The sequence below is a fragment of the Bdellovibrio reynosensis genome, assembly GCF_022814725.1.
GTDB lineage: Bacteria > Bdellovibrionota > Bdellovibrionia > Bdellovibrionales > Bdellovibrionaceae > Bdellovibrio > Bdellovibrio reynosensis.
Window position 1 is genome coordinate 3,041,138 of record NZ_CP093442.1, and the last position, 23,065, is coordinate 3,064,202.

Sequence of the window (23,065 nt, forward strand, 5' to 3'; positions counted from 1 at the left end):
GAATGGCTTCTATCGTTTATATTTTATGCTCATTGATGAGTTTGGGATGCGCTTTTGTGCTAATGCGCGCTTATAAAAATAATAGGACCCGCCTGCTTTTCTGGAGCAGTCTGTGTTTTGTTGGGATCGCTTGGAACAACTTCTTGTTGTCGGTGGATTATCACATTGGTGATCTGTATGACTTGAGCCTGGTGCGCTCTCTAACAATTTTGGCAGCGACAAGTCTTCTTGTGTATGGCCTGATCGAGGAGACTATTTAATGCAGATTAATCTTGTAAATCAGTTCGTTTATGGTGCTGTTATGATGAATTTCCTCATCATAAGTCTTTTCTTTGCGCGATTTTGGCTGAAAACCCGTGATAAGTTTTTTGCTCATTTTTCTGCATCATTTCTATTGTTGGCCATTGAGCGCTGTATTTTTCTTTTCATCAATGCTGAAAACGAGGCCCACACTTGGGTATTCCTCATTCGGCTAGTTGCGTTTATGGGAATTATTATGGCGGTGGTTGAAAAGAACCGGGTCAAAAAAGCCTATACACCAAGATAGGATTTTCTGACCTCGTCGTTGTTCAAAAGATTTTGGGCTGAGTCCTGCATAACGACTCGGCCGGTTTCCAAAACATAAGCGCGATGGGAAATTTTTAAAGCCATACGCGCGTTTTGTTCTACTAGCAAAATAGTCATACCTTCGGCATTCAGTTTTTTAATAATCTCAAAAATTTGCGCAACGATGATTGGTGCTAAGCCTAATGAAGGCTCATCCAGCAATAACAATTTCGGACGGCAGATCAGCGCACGGCTGATTGCCAGCATCTGTTGTTCGCCACCCGATAAAGTCCCTGCCATTTGGTGCAGTCGTTCTTTAAGGCGTGGGAAAAGCTGATAGCACATCTCAAAGTCCGCTTTGATTTGCGCCTTGTCTTTGCGGGAATAGGCGCCCATCTCTAGATTTTCAAGAACACTCATTTGTGGGAATACGCCGCGGCCCTCGGGGGACTGGGCGATGCCAAGGCTGACCCGTTTAAAAGTGGGAACGGAGTTTAAGTTTTCACCGGCAAAAGAAATCTGACCAATGTTTGGAACCAAGCCAGAGATCGCTCTTAACGTCGTGGTTTTGCCAGCTCCGTTAGCGCCAATCAATGAAACGATTTCACCTTCATGAACTGTGAAGCTGACACCTTTAAGGGCTTGAATGGCGCCGTAAAATACTTCCAGGTTTTCAACTGTTAAAAGTGGCGCACTCATGCATGCTCCTCAACACCCAGGTAAGCTTCGATTACTTTTTTAGAACCTTGCACTTGTTCTGGGGTGCCTTCTTCGATTTTCACGCCGTGATCTAACACGAAAATGTTTTCACAAATTCCCATTACAAGCTTCATATCGTGTTCGATTAAAAGAACTGTAAGTTTAAATTGTTCACGAATTTTTGCGATGGTTTCCATCAGATGGTGGGTTTCAGAGTGATTCATTCCCGCTGCGGGTTCATCTAACAGAATAATCTTTGGATCTGTTGCTAAAGCTCTGACGATTTCAAGCTTGCGCTGTTCACCGTAAGGAAGGCTGTTTGCAGGCTTATGGGCTTTTTCTTCCAAGTGAAAGATCTTAAGTAAGTTCATGCACTTTTCTTGCAGCTCTTGTTCTGTTTTCACAAAACGCTGAGTTTGCAAGATGGAATCAACCATCATATATTTCATGTGCTGATGGCCAGCGATCAACACGTTATCTAAAACAGTCAGACCCTTAAAAAGGCGGATGTTTTGAAAAGTTCTGGCCATGCCCCGCTTTGAAATTTCATAGGGTTTTAAACCCTTCAGGGACTGGCCTTCTAAAATCACTTCGCCTTGGGTGGGTTGATAAACGCCAGTCAGCATATTGAATACTGTGGTCTTGCCTGCACCGTTTGGTCCGATAAGACCAGCAAGCTGCCCACGGTGAACTTTGAAATCCAACGCACAGACGGCTTTTAAACCGCCAAACTGCATGGTGATGGTTTTTGCCTCAAGCAGAACGTCGGACATATTTTCTCCATACATCTGAAAGTTCCATGTCGCCGAAAAGTCCTTTAGGGCGCAAGATCATCACTAAAACCAAAGACAAAGAATAAATAATCATGCGCAAATCTACACCGGTCAGTTCCTGCAAGGGGCGAAGGGCTTCAGGCAAAATAGTAACTAAGGCGGCAGCGACGATGACTCCGGTCATGGAACCCATGCCCCCAAGAACAACCATAATCACGGCATTCACACTTTGCAGGAAGGTGAAAGAAGACGGATTGATAAAGTTCGTAAAGTGCGCAAACAAAGATCCCGCTACGCCCGCAAAAAAGCTTGATAGAACGAAAGCGCGAACTTTCATTCGTGTGGTGTTAATACCCATCGATTCAGCGGCGATTTCATCTTCGCGCACGCTTAAGAAACCGCGACCGAAAGTAGAGTGCATGACTCTCCAGATGGTGAAGAAACAAATTACGATCCAGACGCTGGCGAAAATAAATGAAAACAAGAAAGAGCCAAAGCCTGGGATATTCGCATAGCCGCGCGGTCCGCCTAGGAAATCCATATTTAATAAAGCCACGCGAATGATCTCACCAAATCCCAAAGTCACGATAGCGAGGTAATCACCTTTTAAACGTAACGACGGAAGGCCCACTAAAAAACCTGCGGCGGCGGCTAAGGCTCCTCCGCAAAGGGCGTAAATAAAGTATTCAAGGAATTGCACTGTCGGCGGCAAAATATCCCAATGGGTATTTGCATAAGCAGAAAAGTAAGCGCCGATCGCCATGAAACCGGCATGACCTAAAGAAAACTGTCCGGTGTAGCCGTTGATAAGATTTAAACTCATGGCCATTAAACAGTTCACCAAAATAAATAAAATGATCAGCTGATAATAGGCGTCTAAGCCGATATCAAATAGAAACCCTAAAACACACAGACCCAAAAAAGACAGAAGGGGCTTTTTTAAAAAATGCATTAGACTTTCTCCACTGTGTATTTGCCTAGAAGCCCTGCGGGTTTAAAGATCAAAATAACAATCAAGATTCCGAATGCCAAAGCATCGCGGTAAGTACTGGATAAATAAGCCACGACCATTTCTTCAGACAGTCCCATGATAAGGGCACCAAGAACAGCGCCACGCACGTTACCGATGCCCCCAAGAACGGCGGCAACGAAAGCTTTTAGGCCGATCATCATGCCCATCAGTGGTTCGATCTTTGGATATTTCATCCCCACAAGAACGCTACCGATACCAGCAAGTGATGAACCCACAATGAAAGTGAAAGCGATGATACGATCTGGGTTTACGCCTAAAAGACTTGCGACAGAGGCATTGGCGCTGACCGCACGCATGGCGCGACCCAGTTTGGTGTTATAAATTAAGAACTGCAGTCCAAACATCGCAATGATGCTGACTACTAAAACGGTCACATCGAAAGATTTTAATTCAACCGGACCGATGTTGAACAAAACAAAGTCTTTCATCACATCAGGAAAAACCTTTGGATCTGCGCCAAAAACCAACTGTCCACCGAATTGCAAAAATAAACTGACACCAATGGCAGTGATAAGAATGTTTAATTTAGGCGCGCCACGAAGCGGGCGATAGGCAAGGCGTTCAATTGCAAGTCCCAAAAGACTGCAGCTGACCATGGAAACAATAAGAAGAATGACTAAAGTGAGGATGCCCGGATTGTTTTCGATATTCAGAAGGCGGGCAGCGAAGTAGGCGGCAAATGCGCCCACCATGTACACGTCAGAGTGGGCGAAATTGATCATTTTTAGGATTCCATACACCATCGTGTAACCAAGGGCGATCAGAGCGTAAATTGAACCAAGACTGATGCCATTGATTATATGTTGTATGAAATCATGCATGCACATTTCCTTACTCCGGCGATGAAACCGGAGTTAACAGTTAGGGAGTAACTGTGGATACGTACTTACGGTTTTTTCCTTCAACTTGGATAACTACAGCGCTTTTCACTGCATCGCGATTTTCGTTCAAAGAAACTTTACCCGTAACGCCCACAAAATCTTTCGTTTTTGCTAGTTCATCACGGATTGCTGGACCTGACAAGTCGGCAGCGCGTTCCATTGCTGCTACAAGGATTTTTGCAGCGTCGTATCCAAGAGCCGCCAACGCGTCTGGAGTTTCGTTGTATTTCGCTTTGAATTTTTTAATGAACTCAGTCACTGACGGATCAGAAGATTCTGTCGTGTAGTGATTAGAGTAGTAGTTACCGTTGATAGCATCTTTTCCGATTTCAGAAAGCTTGTCGCTATCCCAACCGTCGCCACCCATAAGAGGTGCTTTGATACCTAATTGTCTTGCTTGCTGAGCAATCAAACCAACTTCAGTGTAGTAACCTGGAATATAGATACCATCTGGATTTTTAGAGCGAATTTCAGTCAATTGCGCTTTGAAATCGATGTCACCTGCTTGGTAGCTGATGTCAGTCACGATTTCGCCACCGCGTTTTTTGAACTCATCTCTGAATACGTCTGCAAGACCTACAGAGTAGTCATTTTTCACGTCACGCAAAATCGCTACTTTTTTAAGCTTCAAAGTTTCATTGGCAAATTTCGCCATCACAAAACCTTGGAATGGATCGATAAAGCAAATACGGAAAACATAGTCGCCCGCTTTTGTTACATCTGGATTCGTGGAAGCCGGTGAAACAAATGGAACTTTGTGAGTTTGTGCAATCGGAGCTGCTGCTTTAGAGCGACCTGAAGCTACGCCACCGATGATCGCTACAACTTTATTTTGCGTGATCAAGCGAGTCGTTGCTGCTGCTGCTTCTTCGTTTTTACCTTGGTCATCAAGAGTCACTAGGCTGATTTTTTTACCTTTAACTCCGCCAGCCGCATTGATTTCATCTAGGGCCAAACGTACACCCTTGTTTGAACTCAATCCGAAAGTGGCATCACTTCCAGTTAAAGAATCGTACTCACCGATAACAATTTCATTTTGTTTTTTTGTGCAACCACTGACAAGTGGTAAAACAAGGACAAGCGCTAGGAGAAGGCGTTTCATTAGGACCTCTTTTCTTCATGCTAATTAGGATAACCTATATTCTGCGAAGAAAAAAAGAGGTCAAGATAAAAAAGGAATTCTCGAATTAAGTTGCGAGAATGTTCGCTAGAGAAATCAAATCCAGTTGTGCTTTTTTCTCATGTTTAGTGACGAGATCAAGTGGCACTTGAATCAATCTTTCTCCTTCAGTGCCGATCATAATATCGCAGTAACCTTTTAAAAGAGCATCCACCGCGGCCGCACCCATGCGACTTGCTAAAATGCGATCGGCTGCTGTTGGCGATCCACCACGTTGTTGATGTCCCAAGATAGAAACCTTCGCATCAATACCCGATTTTTTTCGGATTGCTTCTGCAAGGTCGTACGCTCGACCAGGCTTTTGTCCTTCGGCAGTGATGATAATACTGCTGGTTTTCCCTCTGGATTTTGCTTCTTTGATTCGATCAAGAGCTTTATCAACAGTGGTGTTACCTTCTGGCGCAAAGATTTCTTCGGCACCACCAGCAAGGCCCACGTGCGAGGCGATGAAACCAGAATTTCGGCCCATCACTTCAATGATGAAAAGTCTATCATGGGAAGCAGCGGTATCGCGAATTCTATCAATCGCTTCAAGTGCTGTGTTTACTGCCGTATCAAAGCCGATGGTTTTATCACTGCCATAAATATCGTTGTCGATAGTGCCTGGAACACCAACGCATGGGATTTGATGTTCTTCCCAAAGTGCGTGGGCACCGCGGAAAGATCCGTCACCACCGATGCACACAAGTGCATCAATGCCGAAAGCTTTTAAATGTTGGGCGGCTTTTACGCGGCCTTCAGGTTTCATGAACTCAGTCGAGCGACCTGTTTTTAAAACTGTACCACCACGTTGAATGATGTTGGCCATATCACGCAGTTGCAGGCGTTCGATTTTATTGTCCATCATACCGACATAGCCGTTATGAATTCCGTAAACTTCAAGATTTTGCGCAATACCCACACGCACGACGGCGCGAATTGCTGCGTTCATTCCAGGAGCATCGCCACCGCTGGTGTAGACGCCGATTTTAGTAACTTTTTGAGAAAATTGAGCCATAGATCAACGCTAGCACGAAGGGATTGATGAAAACAACCCAATCCCTTCGTTGTACGGAACTTGTCCTCGCTCCGACGTGGCGCTGCCACGCCTGCGCTGCGGGAAGTTCCTACGCCTCGGGCTTAGATTGTTTTGATCAATCCTGTTTTGCGGGGGTTTCTTTTTATTGGGGAGAGGCTTTGGTTGTCGGGCGATCTGAAAATTTCAGGTCGATCATTCCTGGATTTTGACTTCCGCATCGGTAGCTCGTTATGTCAAACTCGGCCATGCAGTCTTCAGGCTTACTATCCTGCAGAAATAAAGTTGGTTGATACAGAATAAATCTAGGATCGCAGGATTTATTATCCGAAGGATGTGTGCTTATGCATGCGCCCTTGCATCTAACTTCAATATTCGAAAGTTGGGAAACAGTCCTCCAAATTCAATGAACTTTTACTGTGATAAAAGTGACCGAGTGAGCAGGGACACTTGGGTTGCTTTTTACTTTCACTTCCGCATCGGTAGCTCGTTATGTCAAAAAGTCGGTTCAGAAATTTGGATTAACAGACCTCTTGTTAGCGCAGGTATGAGCCCTCGGTAAAAAATCAGAATTGAAATCACCAAGTCTTTGAGCAACTGGTGTTTGTTATAGTTACTTCCGCATCGGTAGCTTACGGTGTCAAGGCAACCGCTAAGCCTTAGATAGATGGACGTGCAAGGCGGGCCGTCTGTTAGAGTTTCCAGCAGATCTTGTGCGGACCAAGGAAAAATTAAGTTAAAATAAAAAGTTATTTCCGCTTCGGTTGCTCATGAAGTCATATCTAAATTGTCATTCGTGATTTTATTGACGGGATTTTTGTGTCTCTAAATTTCGCTCTGATTGGTTTGTTTGGCTTGAATCTTTTAAAACCTGTTTTTGACGAAGATCTGATTGTAATGGCCTGATTAAGCTATTTAAAGCGATGTTATTAATTTCCCTGTACCTTCTGGAAAATGTGCTCCAAAAAACCTGTGGTATACAGTCATTATTCCCAGGAGTTTTTATGAATTCACTTTCTCGATTCACAAATGATGAGCTTGAATTTCGTCTTAAAGACCTCGTGCAAAAAGAGCGCAAACTTTTGCATGTTATTTTGGAACATATTCGCGAAATTGATTCGCGAAAACTTTATTTGGAAAAAGCTTACCCTTCGATTTTTGAGTACCTTACTAAGGAGCTTGGATATTCCGCAGCTGCGGCTATGCGACGACTTGAAGCAGCGCGACTTCTACGTGATGTTCCTGAAGTGGCCGAACGAATTCAAGAAGGATCTTTAAATCTTTCCCAAATTGGCGAAATTTCTAGAGCAATTAAAGAAAAAGAGAAAGTCAGCGGTAATAGAATTACTCCTATGCAAAAGCACGAATTAGTTTCGGTTGTTTCTGGTAAAACTACTCAAGAAACTCAACATGAGCTTTCGCAAATTTTGGATTTACCTTTAAAGGAATTCGAAACTAAAAAAGTTCAAAAGGATGAATCTGTACGGTTGGAACTGACGCTTTCAAAAGAACAGTTCGAAAAACTTATTAGCTGTAAAGACCTAGCTGCACCTATTCTTTTACAAGGTAACGGGGGCGTTTCATTGTCGGAAGTGATTGAGTTTTTGGCTGACAGTTATTTGGATGAAAAGTTTAAAAAGGTTACGAAATTTCAAAGCAATAGCACGCAGTCACGTAACTCTAAAATAAAGAACACATCGCTTAAGCCCAAGATCGAAATTCTCAATACTAACAGAGGTTCAATAATCACTTCCGATGCGGAAGTGGAGAATAAATCGGTGACACCAAAAACTCGCCGAGAGGTTTTGGTACGAGACAAATGTTGCCAATATATTGATTTAAAGACTGGTAATCAGTGTCGCACTACTTTTGCTTTGCAGGTCGATCATAAAACTTCAAAATGGGCCAGTGGTAGAAACACATTAGGAAATTTGCAAATTCTCTGCGCACAACATAATAGAAGCAAATACAGAAGAGAGGCAGGACTTAGTTTCCACTCTTAGTTCCCGGGAAAGAGATTTCCATGGCAGTATTGTTGGCTTTTTTCCGGTGAATTGAAAAGATTTGTTGGCTGCATGCAAGAAAAGACACTCAAAACTTCTTTGCTGAAATAGCCAAATATGCAGGTGGATTAATAGATAGATAGATAGATAGATAGATAGATAGATGGGTTCAAAATAAAAAAGGCGTTCTTGCGAACGCCTTTTAAGTTAGCATCGTTTTTAAGAACGATTACTTAACCATTGATTTGAATTCTGCGCCAGCGCGGAATTTTGGAGCCCAAGAAGCTGGGATTTTGATTGCTTTACCAGTTTGTGGGTTGCGACCAGTGCGAGCTTTGCGTTTAGCTTTTGTGAAAGTACCGAAGCCTACCAATTTAACATCGTCGCCTTTTTTAACTGCTTTTTTGATGTTTTCTACAGCGCAATCCAAGATTGATTCAGCTTGAGCTTTAGAAACTTTAGTTTCAGTAGCGATTTTTTCGATAAGTTGTGCTTTGTTCATTGTTAACTCCTGTTTTAGACACATATATGTGTCCGTCGTTGTATAAATAAATCTTGCTGATAACTCTTCGTCATCCAATGACCGGATCATGAAAAGCCAAAATCAGAAGTTCGTCAATAGTAAAATGTGAAAGGCGCTCGGGCAAAGCGGTTCAGCTACGCGAGTGAACCGAAGTGCAGACTAGTTAGTGAGCATCTTCTGAATGATCGTCCGATGGCTCATGATAGTCATCATCTATACTTAAAGAATCACTTGAAGAAGGTTTCACAGGAATTTTGTATCCTTCGCTGGCCCACTCACCAAGATCAATAAGTTTGCAGCGTTCGGAACAGAACGGACGATAAGGATTTTCTGGTGTGTACAAAGCCAAACGCCCGCACTGCGGGCATTTGACCTGTTTAGCTTTTGTATCGGTCATAATTTTTAGATCTAATCTTGAACTTTTAACCAGTGCAAGAAAATAGTCCGATGAGACGTCGGCGTGTAACAGTCTTAGTAACGAACTAAATTACCTGAACCAATCAAGCGTTGAGTAGGGTCTGATGTATGCGCCCACCACAACTTAAACGGCACTGTAGTTTGATTTAAGTTCGAGTTTACGATTTGTAAAGTAAGTCGACCCAAGCCGTACTGAACTTCAATACTCGCTGAGTTACAGTCGGAAATATTGCTGCCCACACCAGTCATGTTTGCACCGTTATAACGATATGTAGGCCATGTCCCAAATAATGTTCCATAGTTCACGTACATATTCAGTGGCGCTTGGATCGCAATATTTACTGTGACTTGAGCGGGAGTCACCTGCTTCGGAGCACAATAGTTACTATTATTGATGTTACCAGCAATATTGATCTGGAAGTTGTTCGCGCCCCAGTTACCGCAATCATAATAACCAGTAGAGTTATTCTCGCGGCACACATCAAGACCGTACTCAAGGAAGTTTCTGATGCCCGAAGAATCACCTCTTGAATAGCTACTAACTTTATATCTGAATGCAGTACTTGCTGAGCCGTTAACACCGACTACGCAAGATGTTCCATTCCATACTGAACCAGCAGCACAAACAGGAACTTGAACGACGTTAGTTCCGCCGCCACCGCCCTTATCACAACCAGTAACTAAGAAGGCTGAATAAATCGCCATCAAAGATACAAAAAGCTTTTTCATGACAGACCTCTCTTTAAAAAATTCTTCATCACTGACAGTGCAATTCACGAGCTGTGCCACGGGAATAGGAGGGCCAACTCGAATAGGTCAGAGCTAAAAGCTTTTATGATGTTTAAAAATTTCAAAGAGGGGCCAATTTGTGTCACTGGTGAGCACTCCGGCTTCGCCGGAATAGTTTCTGAAGTTGAGGGCGCTTTTAGAAAAGTGCTGGGTGTCTCATTATGAGACGCGGATTTTGTTACATCTTTTATATTGATTTCAGGGGCCGTTAAGATTCCCCCGAGGAGGCCGATACTTGGGTATATTGAGCCCCTATGCAAAAGAAAAAAGCTTTTCCATTCATATTAGCCGGTGTTTTACTTCTACTTCTTGTAGGTATGGTGCAATCTCAAAAAGCACTTTTAAAAAGCAAACCCGCATTAGCCAAAGTTTCTAGTCGCCAGAATCAGAACTAGTTTTGTCGTGGCTTGGCTAATAATAGATACCAGCCATAGATAAAGATGACAGCGCTGATCCACGACGAAACGGAAATACCGAATTCAGGACCGCGAAAATCATCACGCAAAGATTCCACAATAAAACGACCCAGAGAATGAAGGATCATCCACAGATAAAAAAGACTGCCTGATTTCTTAAATATCTTTGGCTGGCCACTTTCACGAACGCCCTTTTCAATCCCCAATAAAATAAATAATACACCTAGTTCCCATAAAGCTGCGTAGGCTTGGGTAGGGTGTCTTCCGGAAATAGCCCAAGGCAGCTCGCAGTATTTTCCAAAACAACAACCTGCAAGTAGGCACGCCAATCTTCCGGCGGCATAAGAAAAGCATAGAAGGGGCGCAAGCATATCTAAATAAGTTGGCAAGCGATGGGAATCTTTTTTTCGTAAGAATAAATATCCACAAAGACCCGCTAACAAAGCTCCGCCATAAAAAACAAAACCACCATTCCAGAATTCAAAAATTCGCCACATAGATTCGCGGTAGTAAGCAATGTCCTCATACAACACATGAAACAAGCGTCCACCGATAAAACCAGTAACCATGATCAGAAGACCAAGGTCGAGGGTGAGTTTTTTAGAAAGATCGTAAGCAAAAGCTCTGCGCGTGGACCAATAAAGACAGATACAAATCGTAAGACTGATCACTAGATAGTACGTCGGAATATTTAAAGTTGGACCCAGTGGAATTAAGGGATACAAATCGAAGCCTCCATTTATACCGACTATTGACTTAATTTTCTTTGGTTTTCCTAAATATTCAACACGATTCTGGTCAACAACTGACAACTAATTACATAATTAAATCCATGAGAATGCATCCTGCTGAAATCGCCAAGGAAATACGCCAGTTTTCCTTCTTTAAATCATTTAGTGAAGATCTGCTTTTGCAGACTGCCACGATGATTCATACAGAGTCCTTTGCTGTAGGCAGTTTCGTTCTTCAAGAAGGCAAGAAGAATAACTCTTTATTCTTCCTGCGTTCTGGAAAAGTCGAAGTTTCATTATCTGGCGAAGTGATTGCGACATTAGAAACTCCAGGGGAAGTATTTGGTGAGATGAGTGTTATCACGGCCAATCTGACTTCCACCACAGTGAAGGCGCTTTCCCCGGTTGAATGTTACATCATAAAAACGGAAGACTTTGCCCACGTTCATCCTAAAGACAAAGATCGTTTTCAAGCTTTACTATTTCAAATCTATTGCTTCATCTTGACTGAACGCCTAATGCGTACAAATGAAAAGGCCAGGCTCTTTGAAATCCTCAATCGCGAACTTCATGAAGCACAAAGTGCCATTGAAAAAAGCGGCGGCGGAAAAGTCCTTTTAGTAGAGCCAGATAAAAAGCAGCAGCTTCCAATTCGCATGGCCTTAGGTGGAACCGGAGTTCAACTGGATATCGCCAGTGACTCTGCCATGGGGAATGCCTTTTTAGCAGAAAACACTTACGACATTGTTCTGTGTGAAGAAGCTTGCGTTGATGTTCTAAAGGAAGTCCAAGATAAAAAATCCTCTCCCTTCCCGGTTCTTCTGACAAGCAAAGACGTTCAAGGCAATCTAAAAATCCTAGAGCACAATCGATTCGTAAATCATATTATTTCCCGCGATGCGGAAGATAAGAACGCCACCATTCGTTACGTGCTGACGGCATTAAGTAAACTTTTGAATAAAGACCTATTCGGAGTAGAAAAATATCTTACTTGGGGAGTCGACGTGCAAAGCCGCACTGTCACTCACTCCGCACAAAGAGAATCTTTGCGTGAAGATATTTTCGCTTACTTTAAAAAGATGGGAATTCGCAGCACCGTTTTAGACCGTGTGAACACGGTGGTTGAAGAAATGCTGATGAATGCGATCTATGATGCACCAGTGGATTCTCAAGGAAAGTCCTTGTTTAACCATATTTCCCGTAAAGAAGAAATTCAGCTAGATACTCACCAACAATCAGTGCTTCGTTATGGCAGCGACGGAGTTATGTTGGCGGTTTCCGTAAAAGATCCATTTGGTTCATTAACCAAAGACATCATTATTGATTATCTAATGAGCTGTTATGGTGGCCAAGCCGGCAGTCTAAACACCAACAAGGGTGGGGCAGGCCGTGGTCTGCATCAGATCATCGAAAACGCGGACCTTACTGTATTCAATGTGAAAAAAGGTGTTCGCACTGAAGTGATCTGTCTATTTAACGTCGACGGCCAGAAGCGCGAAGCCCAGCCGTCATTCCATTATTTCTTCGTATAAAAATTAATCTTCGTGGTAGTGATCGCCAAGGTATGCAACAAGTTGCAGTTCCAATTTTTGATTTAACTGATCATTTTCACCTTGGTTTGTCTGTACTTCGTAGGAGTAGTTAAATCTCACAACACTAGAATGTCCCGTACGATAAATCATGGACGGAGTCAGTGCATAGTTCAGGTTTTCCTTTTTAGACAAATCTGCTTCTGTGCGGCTCAGCTCAGTGAATAGATCTACACGGAAACCTGCTGACCATTTTTCATTAAGTGATTGTTCCGCATAAACATATGTTCCAAGTTCTTCGGTTGCTGAGGCGCCTGGCGCACTTAGGTTGCGATACAGAAGTTCTGATTTAATTAAAGACTGGGGCTTTTCGACTTCACCATTTACCTTCGTAAAATCAAAACCATAAATTTGTGTCTGAATACCTTGCGCATCGGTACGTCCTACATAAGTTGCGCCGAATTTAATGAAACCATTTTCTGTAGCAAATAGCTGAGAAGGGTGAAGATAGTGAGTTGGAACATGGGGTCTTTCATCTGCCTCTTCTTCTCCTGATTCTTCGTGCGTATGGCCAAAGTGATAACCGTTTGAAACGCCAATAGTGAAGGTAAATCTATTCTTTCCAGCAGGATGCAAGAAACTATATTCAAAACCAGTATCGTTTAAACCTTCTTCACTAAAAAAATCATTGTGCACCTTCGGAGCTGAGGTAAAGAACCAATCGTGCGGATGGGTATTATTTAAGCCCCCAACATCTAATAGGAATTTACCAATTTTAAATTTTGATGACGGTATTAGATTTTTAGAAACCACATATGCTTCGTGAAGTTCCGGTTTAAAATCATCCTCATGGCCATGGGCAGTTAGGTTGATTAACCCTGAAAAATGATGATTGATTGGTCCTTGAATGACTAACTCTGCAGCCTGAACATTAAGGGTGTTTCCGCTAGAGTTTTCAAAATCGAAGGGCAGTCTAAGATCTAAGGCGCCACGGGTCTCAAAGTGTTCATGATCCTCTTCCTGGGCAAAAGCGTTTAAGGAAAGGACTAACCAACTTAGCACTACTAGTAGTTTCATATTCTAAACCTCATCATTTAAAGGCAGGTACCATTGGGCTTTTTTAAATGCAAGTCTTTTGCATTTGCCTCATGCAGCGAAAAGTTGCCCTTGCTGATAGTCTTATTGCGGCAAGCCCTAGTCTCAGCTATGAAGGGGCATGTCTGGATTAGTAAGGTTTCGCTGGATCGCGATGGTTTTTCTGGTGATTGGAATGTTCCCGCTTTTACAGTGGGGGCATCTTCGTACCCGTGACATTCCTTATTTCATTTTGGTTTTGGCCCTATTAGGAACTTTCAATGTCATCGCCCAAGGCCTGACGGAAAAGGACTTTGGATCTAAGCAAAAGTTTATCCTAATCAATCTGCTTATCGATCTTTTAGCAGCAGTTGGTTTACTGTTTGTAAGTGGGTCTGCTTTAAATCCGTTTATCAGTATTTTATGTATTCACGCTTTTTTAGGCGGGATGCTTTTACGTAATAAGATTTCTTATGTTTTTGCGGCGGCGGTATCGGCTCTTCTTGGTTTGCTGCAGTTTGAAACCTATTTTGATCTTCTTAAAACCACGGATTTCCAGAAAACTGAACTTGCCCTGCCATTCATTTCTCAGTGGGTGCTTATTCTTGCAAGCTACTTTGTAAGTCTGTATTTCTCTAGGCTCTTGGATAAGAACGAGCAACGCATTCGCATGTTGCAAGATCGCCAACACCAAGCGGATCGCTTAAAATCCCTAGGAGCGTTAACTGCGGGATTTTCTCACCAGATGGCAACGCCAATGAATTCCTTAAAGCTAAGAATGGAAAGGGGCTTGCGCAAACTTGCTGCCCAAGATTTTTCAGCTAAGGAAGAATTTGAAAAAGCGCAAGGTTCCCTTGATGAATGCGTTAGCGTTTTTCAACACATGGCTTCGATCTTTTCCCATTCAGCCCAAGCTGATTTGACTCGAGTCGAGCTTATTAAATTGGTTCATGACTTATTAGCAGTATGGAAAGTTGAAAATCCTGGTGCAGAGGTAGAAGCAATTCTGACCAATGAAGTTTTGCATTGCCGTATTCAGCTCTTGGCCTTTTCCCAAACCTTCTTTGATCTTTTAGATAATGCCAAGGAAGCGTCCACTGCTAATCAAAAAGTTTACCTTCGTTTATACAAACTAGATAATTGGGCCCAGCTGGAAATCACAGATAAAGGTTCAGGATTAAGTGCGGAAATTCTATCTCGCTTAGGGGAGCCTTTCGTAACTGATAAACCAGACGGCAACGGCCTAGGACTTTATTCCGCAAATATGATGGCCCAAGCTGCGGGCGGCGAGTTTAGCATTTATAATAATAATTCAAACAATCCTGCGGAAGGCGCTACAGCAAGACTGCGCCTCCCCCTGGAGGAACAATGAGCGATTTCAAAGGTAAAAAACTAATCCTTGTTGAAGACGATGAAAACCTGCGCGATGTTTTAACTGAAGAGCTGCAAGAGCGTGGCATTCAAGTGACTTCGTTTTCTACTGCTCCCGGTGTCAGCATTGTTCACGATGTCGATTGGGTTCTATTAGACCTGCGCGTGGGTTCTGAAAACAGCATGGATTTTTTAAAAGAGATCAAAGCCCGTTATCCACAACCAAAAGTGGTCATGATGAGTGGTTACGGAAGTGTCGCTTCGGCAGTGAAAGCCATGCAGCTTGGTGCCCACAACTTTATCTCTAAGCCCGTAACGGCCGACATGATTATCAAAGCTTTTGTTGAAGAACCGGCAGGGGAAGAAATCCCCGAAAACGAAATCTCGCTGGCAAGAATGGAACGTGAGTACATTGATTATATTTTGCAAAGTTCAGATGGCAATATTACCCAAGCGGCAAAGAAGCTGGGGTTGCACCGACAAAGCTTACAAAGAAAATTACGTAAGAACATCCCGAAATAAGCTTGTTTAAACTCCGCCGCAGTCGAGTAAAAAAAAGGGCGCTTATAAAGCGCCTTTTTCTTTCTCTTTTTCTTCTTCTTTATTTCCGATGAACATCAGAATCAAAAGCATCCCTACGCCGCCAACAATCGCCATGTCAGCGATATTAAAGGCAGGCCAGCTCCAGCGGTTGTATAAATGGAAATCCAAGAAATCGATCACGTAACGGAAGCGAATACGATCGATGTAGTTTCCAATAGCGCCACCAAAGATGCTTGAAAGTGCCAAGATCTGTTTAGTATCGTCATCTTTCACGCCACGTAAAATGCCAAGGATAATCACCAAAGCAACTGGCGGCATAGATAAGAAGAACAACTCACGGAAAGACGGGTGGCTGTCAGCTAGGAAGCCGAAAGCCGCGCCAAAGTTTCTTACGTAAGTCAGGTTAAAGAAGTTCGGGATCACGATCACTGACTCACCCAAGTGGAAGTGAGTGTGCACATAGATCTTAACCAGTTGATCCATTGCCACTAGAATTCCAGAGATTAAGATAAGCCAGATGTATTTTTTCTTCATGTTAGTGCCTCTACACATTTAGGACAGATTCCAGGATGTTTTGGATCGTGACTGATTTCAGTCGAATAAACCCAGCATCTTACGCATTTTTCACCGGGAGCTTTCGCGGCTTCAATTTTGTAAGGGCCGTTTTTAAGCTCAACTGCTGAAACAATCAAGAACTCACGAAGGTCTGCATAGTTTTGCAGCTTCGTGAATAGATCGCCTTCCGCAGAAATAGTTAGTTTCGCCTCTAAGCTTGCGCCGATGACTTTTTCAGAACGTAAGCCCTCAAGTACTTTTTGAGAATCGCCACGAACTTTCAAGTAGTCTTCAAACTTTCCAGCGATTTCAGTGTTTGCCCATTCTTTTGGAAGTTCAGGGTAATCTAACAAAAATACTGAATCTTCTTTATTAGGCGCCTTCAAGTAAACATAAGATTCTTCAGCCAAGAAGCTTAAAACCGGAGCCATCATACGGATCAAATAATCCGCCATATAATAAAGCACCGTTTGGGAACCACGACGGGCAACGCCATCTGGTTTCCAAGTGTATAGGCGGTCTTTAAGTACGTCCATGTAAGTCGCTGACAAATCCACCGTAAAGAACAAATTCAAGGCGTGATAGATTTTGTAGAACTCATAGTTGTCGTAAGCTTCAGTCACTTCTTTATGTAAAGAGGCCAAGCGAGACAAAGCCCATTTATCAACCCAAGTCAGTTTCTCGTATGGGACCATGTCTTTAGACGGATCAAAGTCGCTAGTTGCGCCCAACAAGTATCTCATAGAGTTACGAATACGACGATAAGTTTCAGTCACGCGATCAAGTTCAGTTTTACCGCATGCGATGTCTTTACCGTAATCACCGTAAGTAGTCCAAAGACGGATGATCTCAGCACCGCTCTTAGATGAAACTTCCTGAGGTTCAACGGTGTTACCCAGCGACTTACTCATCTTGCGACCTTGAGAATCCAAAGTGAATCCATGGGTCAACAACGCCTTAAACGGAGTTTCACCGTTTGTGCACATTGAAGAAAGCAAAGAAGTATTAAACCAACCACGATGTTGGTCACTGCCTTCAAGGTAAAGATCAGCAGGGAAGCCCATGCCGTCACGTTTTTTCTGAACAGCCGCATGGCACACGCCAGAGTCAAACCACACATCCAAGATATCACGGCCATGTTTAAAGCCTTGAGTACCAAACGCGGGGTTTCCTAGTTGCTTACGAGCTTTTTCAACTGCTTCAGCCGTGATGAACTTCGTTGGATCATTTGAAGTAAAGGCACTGATGCCACCTTCAAACTCAATCACGTCAGCTACTTTCATCATCACATCAACGTCAGCCAAAGTTTCGCCAGTGGCATTACAAGTGAATACTGGGATTGGTACACCCCAAAGGCGTTGACGGCTTAAGCACCAGTCAGGACGATTTTCCATCATCGCGCGGAAGCGAGCCTCACCCCATTGCGGAACGAACTTGATATCATCAATCGCCTTCATTGTTTTAGCGCGGATGTTTGAACCTTCAAGATCCAAACCGATAAACCATTGCGGAGTCGTTCTGAAAATAAGCGGCGCTTTTGAACGCCAGCAGTGAGGATAGCTATGCTCAATTTCTTTATGAGAAATTAAATGACCGCTTTCTTTGATTTTTTCAACAACCAAAGGGTTGGCCTTAAAGATATTGATACCTTTCCATTCAGGAACTTCGTCTGTGTAAAGACCTGAGTCATCAACGGGATTGATGATTGGAAGTTTGTATTTAAGACCCACTTTAAAGTCGTCAGCACCGTGTCCCGGAGCCGTGTGAACAGCACCAGTACCGGCATCAAGACTGACGTGGTCACCCAATACAAAAATAGAATCGCGATCAATCCATGGATGGCGAGCTTTACCAAGCTCAAGACTTTGACCTTTGAAAGTAAAGCCTTCAGTCAGATTCAAGCCATTGTCTTTTTCAAAAGCTTCTTTAAGACCTTTTGCGATCACAAGGTTTTCAGAACCAGTATCGTAAACAGCGTATTCAAGTTCAGGATGTAAAGCGATACCCGTGTTCGCAGGAAGCGTCCATGGAGTCGTCGTCCAGATCACGATGCTAGTTGCTTTCGTTGGGTTACCCAACTTTGCAAGAGTTGCTGCATCGGTGATATTGAACTTCACATAGATCGAAGGGGATTTGTGATTGTGGTATTCAATCTCTGCATCAGCTAAAGCGGTTTTCAAAACCCAGTTCCAATAAACTGGTTTTACACCGCGATAGATAAGGCCTTTTGAATATGAACGAGCAAACTCACGAACCTCTTCAGCTTCGTAAGCAGGTTGCATCGTCAAATAAGGATTTTCCCAATCAGCCAAGATGCCAAGACGTTTAAAGTCTTCACGCTGAACGTTCACCCACTTCGTCGCTTCTTCACGACAAAGTGCCAAGATCTCTTGATCTGTTTTTGTGATCTTCTTAGCTTGAAGGTCTTTTAAAACTTTGTGTTCAATCGGCAAACCATGGCAATCCCAACCTGGAATGAACACAGATTGAAAACCGCGCATGTTTTTATATTTTACGATGATGTCTTTTAAAGTTTTATTTAAGGCATGACCTAAGTGAATGCCACCGTTTGCATACGGAGGTCCATCAGGGAAAACGAATTTTTTCTTCCCTTTGTTCTTACTAGACATTCTTTGATAGATTTTTTTGTCTATCCAATTATCGATGATTTTAGGTTCCTTGATTGGAAGGTCCCCTTTCATCGGAAAGTCAGTTTGTGGCAAACGGATCGTGGATTTGTAGTCGGGAGTTTCGCTCATGCCAATATTCCTCTAATCTGGAGAAAGCACTAAAGATGGGCAGTATAGCTTATTTTGCTAAATAAATTAAATGGTTTCCTCTTAGAAGCGGATGGTTCTGAAGGGACTTTGTACAGTTCTGAAAAAGGCCTACTTCGTAAGGCCGCGAGCGCGGGTATAGCCGATTTTAATAAGCATTCTTAAAACTTCTAGATCCGAACTCAGATTGAAAGCCTCTTTGACTTCCTGAATCATCTCATGGGAAGCAGGATCCAAAAGCTCTGAAATGTCAGAATTTCGAGTCATCGCCGTCATGGTTTTTTCAGTATATGAAACCTGAGTTTGCGTCGGTACTGGAGCATGAACTGCTACTGGTTGTTGCACATACGCAGTTTGAACCGGAATTGCCATTTGAACAGGAGCTTGCTGAACATGAACATGTTGGACCGGTGCATGCTGAACCGGCACGTGCTGAGCGGGAACATGTTGTTGCATTTGCACAGGTGCTTGGGGCTGAATCGGTGGTTGAGTCGGACGGTCTAACTCTCCCATCATGCCGGCAAGACTTTTAAGTTCATTTTTGAAGTTTTTAATACTTGGACGCTCTAAAGCGTGGTCCCCATCGCGAGTCGCCTTTAAGAAAAGGCTCACTAAGATATCCGGAGTTGTGGCCATCTCTTTGATCGAAGAATTTTGACTCATCAGCCATTGATAGGCTTTAAGCAAAGTATCTTTCGTATAAGCCTGTGGCGGTAATGGGTTCATTGTCATCTTAAGAAGCTCTCCGGGCAGGGGATTGAAAGTACCGACTCCATTACTGTGAGTCAATCCAGTGTGCCCGAAAAATAGCAGGTTTATTTGCCCATAATTTGTGCATCTCTAAATACAGTACTTAAAGTGGATTTTAAAACTAGAGGCGTCGCAGAAATTAAAAAATCGGCGACGGTTTTTCTTGATTTCTTTTTCTAGAGTTTACGGCAGAAGGCTTGATTTTACGGACTCGTAGCGGTTTTTAACTTTTGCCCAAATATTGCTGTGGGGGCCGGTGATACCGTCTTCACCTACTTTTTCAGTAGTTCCCGCAAGCCCGCGCGCAGGCGCATTCACTTGTCCTGGAAGAAATTTTCTTAATTCTTCAAAGGCAATTCTTTCTTGTTCTGTCATGGTTTCTTCAGTCTCAGCTTCATCCGGTTTCCCAGGTTTTTTTGCACCCTCGGCTGCGACCACGGGATCTGCTACATTTGGTTTTGCAGCAGCACCACCACCACCGTAAAATCCACCTAGCACACTGCGATCGCTGATGTTCTTTTTGCCTTTGGTTTTTTTATTAAGTGCGGCGGCACCCAGCTTAGAGCTTAATGACGGGTCGCCACCTTGTTTACCTTCTGCTGCTGGATCATCGGGAACGCCCGCATGATCGTGGTGTTTTAATTTATCCATATCTGAAAGATCTAAATTGTCTTTGGCACCTTTTTGTCGATCTGCTAATTCAGAGCTTGAATCTAAGTTGCCACCTGCAGTCGATGATCTGCACATCGCATGATTTGGATTCCCGCGACACACACAAACTTTATTGTTAGCCATACTTGGATGACTGCAATCCATTGCCTTTTCTTGGCCAGAGTTACCGCAACCAGGATAGTTCGGATTCTGCATGCACAATTCACTTGGGCCAGTACCAGCACCGGCAGTCAGCGAAGCGCAGTCTTGGGAATTCATGGTGATCTGTGAATAGTTTTGTGCGGCTGCTTGCGCGTCAGCCATTTTGCCTGTAAAGCCAGAACAGGTGGTACGATTTTGATTTAAAACCTTGCGAGCTACATCTTGCGAAGCCAGCGATTTTTTATTTCCACACATAGGAACAATCTGAGTCGTGGAACAAGTAGCATGGCAAGATTTGATAGCGGAAGTGCACACTTGTCGATAAAGCATTAGCCCAGCACTGACTCCTTTACTTAGACTTGCCATCTTTGAGCAGCTTTCATTAACACTAGAGGCTGATTTTTGCCCCATGTAGACCGCCGCTTGGCCTACAAGGTCAGACACCTTACTCATTGCAGAGCCATTCTCATCGCATGAGCTGGCAGTTTCATTGACCGCTGTTTCACAGGCAGTAATCACTGGTTCGAAATTTTCTTCACACGTATCTTCGTTCAACTCACTGATAGCTTCGTCAGGAATCGGTGTCCCGTCCGCCGATGTTTGGTCCCCAGGAGTCTGGGAAGAGCCTGGCTTATCGGTTCTGATGATTTGATCCTCGGGCTCACGAGGTAAAAGGTATTCAAAAGTTGTCTGTACAGTTTTTGTACCGTTTGGATAGCATTCCTTTTTACAAGTAGGGCCATCTTTCCCTGCAATAGCGCAACGTCCATAGCAGATCGTCTCTTCATCCACGCGGGGATCAAGATGATATTCGCAGTATCGTTGACAACCAGCCTCTGGCTTTTTGGCTCTTTTTTCGCAGGCGCGCCAGCAATCCGCATTTATATCTGTATGTTCCTGGGCAAAGGTATACTGACTACCGAAAAATATGGAAAATCCAAAGATCAACGCGCAAAACAACTTCATGTTGATCTTATCGGAACCGAGAAACTTTTTATTTAATTTTTGATTACTGGAAATATGGAAAAGCGCTGACTAATTTGTGCCCTTTTGCCGTCTCATTTTAAGGCAGTAAAGTCGACTTTACAGATTCGTACCGATTTTTAACCTTTTCCCATATATTACTGTGGGGTCCAGTAATGCCGTCTTCACCTACTTTTTCTGTGGTGCCGGCAAGACCTCTCGCGGGAGCATTCACTTGACCAGGAAGAAATTTTCTTAGCTCTTCAAGCGCAATTTTTTCTTTTTCAGTCATTTCTTCACTAGGTTCATCCGTAGCAATCGTCTTTTTTGCAGACTCGATCGCGACAACAGGCTCGGCGGTATTCGGTTTCGCAGCAGCGCTGCCGCCATAAAATCCACCAAGTACGCTGCGATCACTGATGTTCTTTCGTGATTTCAGTTTCTTGTTTGCAGCTGCAGCACCTAGTTTAGAACTCAACGAAGGATCGCTACCTTGTTTGCCATCTGCAGCCGGATCGTCAGGTACACCAACGTGATCTCGGTGTTTCAACTGATCCATGTCTGAAAGATCTAAATTGTTTTTGGAGCTCTTTGGCTGGCGGTTAGCTAGTTCGGAGTTTGCATCCAACGAATTGCTCGCAGCTGATGATCTGCACATAGAATGATTTGGATTTCCACGACATACACAAACTTTGTTGTTAGCCATGCTTGGATGAGTGCAATCCATCTTTTCTTGGGCTGAACTGCCGCAGCCAGGATAATCTGGATTTTTCATGCAAAGTTCCGTTGGACCGGTTCCAGCACCTGCAGTCAGTGAAGCACAGTCTTGCGAGTTCATAGTGATCTGGGAATAGTTTTGTGCCGCCGCCTGCGCGTCGTTCATTTTCCCTGTGAAGCCAGAGCAGGTGTTGCGATTCTGGTTTAAAGCCTTCCGCGCTGCAGTTTGTGCAGCTAATGACTTTTGATCGCCGCACATAGGAACGATGCGAGTCACCGAACAGGTTGCGACACAGTTTTTTATCCCTGAGTTGCAAGTTTGGCGGTACAGCATTAAACCTGCACTGACTCCTTTGCTTAAGGTAGCCATTTTGGAACAACTTTCATTCACACTCGAGGCTGATTTTTGGCCGATGTAAACGGCGGCCTGACTGACTAAATCAGAAACCTTACTAAGTGAAGAGCTATTTTCATCACAACTAGCGGAAGTGTCGTTAACCGCAGATTCGCAAGCCTCGATAACCGGAGAAAAGTCTTCTTCACAAGGCTTTGTATCTATTACCTCTGAGTGAGCACTGCTGTCGTCACTGCCAGTTCCAGTACCAGGTTCTTGTTTTTTTGGAGGCGGATACTTGTCATGACATCTTGTGGGGCATTTGTCGCCAGGACATACTTCTTCGCATTTAATTTCAATATCTTTTCCCGGAGGAGTAGGTACGAACTCCGCACCTTCGCCAGACGAATTTCCCATAGGTCCTGGCAGGTCGCCCATATTTCCATAGGCTATGTCGTCTGGGCAAGTATCCATACAGTCCGCGAGTTGGGAGTCTGGCACATCGCCCAGCTTCTTTGTACAATAGTTTGCGCAAGCAGCAGCATCATAAGCGGAAGCTGTATAGTTGAAGCCGAATAGAACGAAGAAAAAAAATAAAGACTTCATTAAGGTGCTTATCGGCTTTTCATTGAT

General features: G+C 43.6%; 22 protein-coding genes. 6 read left to right on the top strand and 16 right to left on the bottom strand.

Annotation, left to right across the window (positions count from 1 at the left end; genetic code table 11):
* Positions 1 to 2 precede the first annotated feature (2 nt).
* Together MNR06_RS14335 and MNR06_RS14340 are read left to right on the top strand one after the other, a co-directional pair.
* Entirely contained in the window at positions 3 to 260 is a 258-nt protein-coding gene (locus tag MNR06_RS14335) for a DUF5985 family protein (RefSeq protein ID WP_243537050.1), read from the top strand.
* The gene (locus tag MNR06_RS14340; protein ID WP_243537051.1) at positions 260 to 547 is read left to right on the top strand and encodes a DUF5985 family protein; all 288 of its coding nucleotides are present in this window, start codon (positions 260 to 262) and stop codon (positions 545 to 547) included. Before MNR06_RS14335 ends, MNR06_RS14340 begins: the two co-directional genes overlap by 1 nt.
* On the opposite strand, the gene MNR06_RS14345 is transcribed toward MNR06_RS14340, so the two are convergent.
* From MNR06_RS14345 to pfkA, 6 genes are all read right to left on the bottom strand, one after another.
* The gene (locus MNR06_RS14345; RefSeq protein WP_243537052.1) at positions 532 to 1,245 is read right to left on the bottom strand and encodes an ABC transporter ATP-binding protein; all 714 of its coding nucleotides are present in this window, start codon (positions 1,243 to 1,245) and stop codon (positions 532 to 534) included. The genes MNR06_RS14340 and MNR06_RS14345 overlap by 16 nt on opposite strands.
* Positions 1,242 to 2,018 (bottom strand): ABC transporter ATP-binding protein, encoded by a 777-nt coding sequence (locus MNR06_RS14350; protein ID WP_243537053.1) that lies wholly within the window; start codon positions 2,016 to 2,018, stop codon positions 1,242 to 1,244. The genes MNR06_RS14345 and MNR06_RS14350 overlap by 4 nt, the downstream gene beginning before the upstream one ends.
* Entirely contained in the window at positions 1,999 to 2,970 is a 972-nt protein-coding gene (locus MNR06_RS14355) for a branched-chain amino acid ABC transporter permease (RefSeq protein WP_243537054.1), read from the bottom strand. The genes MNR06_RS14350 and MNR06_RS14355 overlap by 20 nt, the downstream gene beginning before the upstream one ends.
* Entirely contained in the window at positions 2,970 to 3,872 is a 903-nt protein-coding gene (locus MNR06_RS14360) for a branched-chain amino acid ABC transporter permease (protein WP_243537055.1), read from the bottom strand. Before MNR06_RS14360 ends, MNR06_RS14355 begins: the two co-directional genes overlap by 1 nt.
* Before the next feature lie 40 nt (positions 3,873 to 3,912).
* Positions 3,913 to 5,034: an ABC transporter substrate-binding protein gene (locus tag MNR06_RS14365; RefSeq protein WP_243537056.1), complete on the bottom strand. Its 1,122-nt coding sequence runs from the start codon at positions 5,032 to 5,034 to the stop codon at positions 3,913 to 3,915.
* Between the two features lie 85 nt (positions 5,035 to 5,119).
* Complete coding sequence (gene pfkA / locus MNR06_RS14370; protein ID WP_243537057.1) at positions 5,120 to 6,109, bottom strand: 6-phosphofructokinase; 990 nt, start codon at positions 6,107 to 6,109, stop codon at positions 5,120 to 5,122.
* 1,022 nt (positions 6,110 to 7,131) lie between these two features.
* Here pfkA and MNR06_RS14375 point away from each other — a divergent pair.
* Positions 7,132 to 8,130, top strand: coding sequence for an HNH endonuclease (locus tag MNR06_RS14375; RefSeq protein WP_243537058.1), 999 nt, complete (start codon positions 7,132 to 7,134; stop codon positions 8,128 to 8,130).
* A 229-nt stretch (positions 8,131 to 8,359) separates the two neighbouring features.
* Here MNR06_RS14375 and MNR06_RS14380 read toward each other — a convergent pair whose 3' ends face one another.
* From MNR06_RS14380 to MNR06_RS14395, 4 genes are all read right to left on the bottom strand, one after another.
* Positions 8,360 to 8,656 carry an HU family DNA-binding protein gene (locus tag MNR06_RS14380; protein ID WP_456237215.1) on the bottom strand — a complete coding sequence of 99 codons (297 nt, stop codon included), beginning with the start codon at positions 8,654 to 8,656 and terminating at the stop codon, positions 8,360 to 8,362.
* Between the two features lie 160 nt (positions 8,657 to 8,816).
* On the bottom strand, positions 8,817 to 9,050 hold the full coding sequence (locus tag MNR06_RS14385) for a DNA gyrase inhibitor YacG (RefSeq protein ID WP_243537062.1): 234 nt from the start codon (positions 9,048 to 9,050) through the stop codon (positions 8,817 to 8,819).
* A 74-nt stretch (positions 9,051 to 9,124) separates the two neighbouring features.
* On the bottom strand, positions 9,125 to 9,799 hold the full coding sequence (locus MNR06_RS14390; RefSeq protein WP_243537063.1) for a hypothetical protein: 675 nt from the start codon (positions 9,797 to 9,799) through the stop codon (positions 9,125 to 9,127).
* Between the two features lie 451 nt (positions 9,800 to 10,250).
* Positions 10,251 to 11,000: a prolipoprotein diacylglyceryl transferase gene (locus tag MNR06_RS14395; RefSeq protein ID WP_243537065.1), complete on the bottom strand. Its 750-nt coding sequence runs from the start codon at positions 10,998 to 11,000 to the stop codon at positions 10,251 to 10,253.
* Between the two features lie 107 nt (positions 11,001 to 11,107).
* On the opposite strand from MNR06_RS14395, the gene MNR06_RS14400 reads away from it, so the two are divergent.
* A complete protein-coding gene (locus tag MNR06_RS14400) occupies positions 11,108 to 12,538 on the top strand; it encodes a cyclic nucleotide-binding domain-containing protein (protein WP_243537067.1) in 1,431 nt (476 codons plus the stop codon).
* Between the two features lie 3 nt (positions 12,539 to 12,541).
* Here the strand turns inward: MNR06_RS14400 and MNR06_RS14405 are convergent, their stop codons facing one another.
* Complete coding sequence (locus MNR06_RS14405; protein ID WP_243537069.1) at positions 12,542 to 13,612, bottom strand: hypothetical protein; 1,071 nt, start codon at positions 13,610 to 13,612, stop codon at positions 12,542 to 12,544.
* A gap of 139 nt (positions 13,613 to 13,751) precedes the next feature.
* Between MNR06_RS14405 and MNR06_RS14410 the strand changes: the two genes are divergently transcribed.
* Both MNR06_RS14410 and MNR06_RS14415 read left to right on the top strand, forming a co-directional pair.
* Positions 13,752 to 14,981 (top strand): sensor histidine kinase, encoded by a 1,230-nt coding sequence (locus MNR06_RS14410; RefSeq protein ID WP_243537071.1) that lies wholly within the window; start codon positions 13,752 to 13,754, stop codon positions 14,979 to 14,981.
* Positions 14,978 to 15,502 (top strand): response regulator transcription factor, encoded by a 525-nt coding sequence (locus MNR06_RS14415; protein WP_243537072.1) that lies wholly within the window; start codon positions 14,978 to 14,980, stop codon positions 15,500 to 15,502. The genes MNR06_RS14410 and MNR06_RS14415 overlap by 4 nt, the downstream gene beginning before the upstream one ends.
* Before the next feature lie 42 nt (positions 15,503 to 15,544).
* Here the strand turns inward: MNR06_RS14415 and lspA are convergent, their stop codons facing one another.
* The 5 genes from lspA to MNR06_RS14440 all read right to left on the bottom strand — a co-directional run bounded on the left by lspA (position 15,545) and on the right by MNR06_RS14440 (position 23,038).
* The gene (gene lspA, locus MNR06_RS14420) at positions 15,545 to 16,057 is read right to left on the bottom strand and encodes a signal peptidase II (RefSeq protein ID WP_243537074.1); all 513 of its coding nucleotides are present in this window, start codon (positions 16,055 to 16,057) and stop codon (positions 15,545 to 15,547) included.
* Positions 16,054 to 18,837: an isoleucine--tRNA ligase gene (gene ileS, locus MNR06_RS14425; protein ID WP_243537076.1), complete on the bottom strand. Its 2,784-nt coding sequence runs from the start codon at positions 18,835 to 18,837 to the stop codon at positions 16,054 to 16,056. The genes lspA and ileS overlap by 4 nt, the downstream gene beginning before the upstream one ends.
* A gap of 129 nt (positions 18,838 to 18,966) precedes the next feature.
* Positions 18,967 to 19,581, bottom strand: a complete 615-nt coding sequence (locus MNR06_RS14430; RefSeq protein WP_243537077.1) for a hypothetical protein — start codon at positions 19,579 to 19,581, stop codon at positions 18,967 to 18,969.
* A gap of 207 nt (positions 19,582 to 19,788) precedes the next feature.
* The gene (locus MNR06_RS14435) at positions 19,789 to 21,384 is read right to left on the bottom strand and encodes a hypothetical protein (protein WP_243537078.1); all 1,596 of its coding nucleotides are present in this window, start codon (positions 21,382 to 21,384) and stop codon (positions 19,789 to 19,791) included.
* A 97-nt stretch (positions 21,385 to 21,481) separates the two neighbouring features.
* A complete protein-coding gene (locus MNR06_RS14440) occupies positions 21,482 to 23,038 on the bottom strand; it encodes a hypothetical protein (RefSeq protein WP_243537079.1) in 1,557 nt (518 codons plus the stop codon).
* Between the last annotated feature and the right edge of the window lie 27 nt (positions 23,039 to 23,065).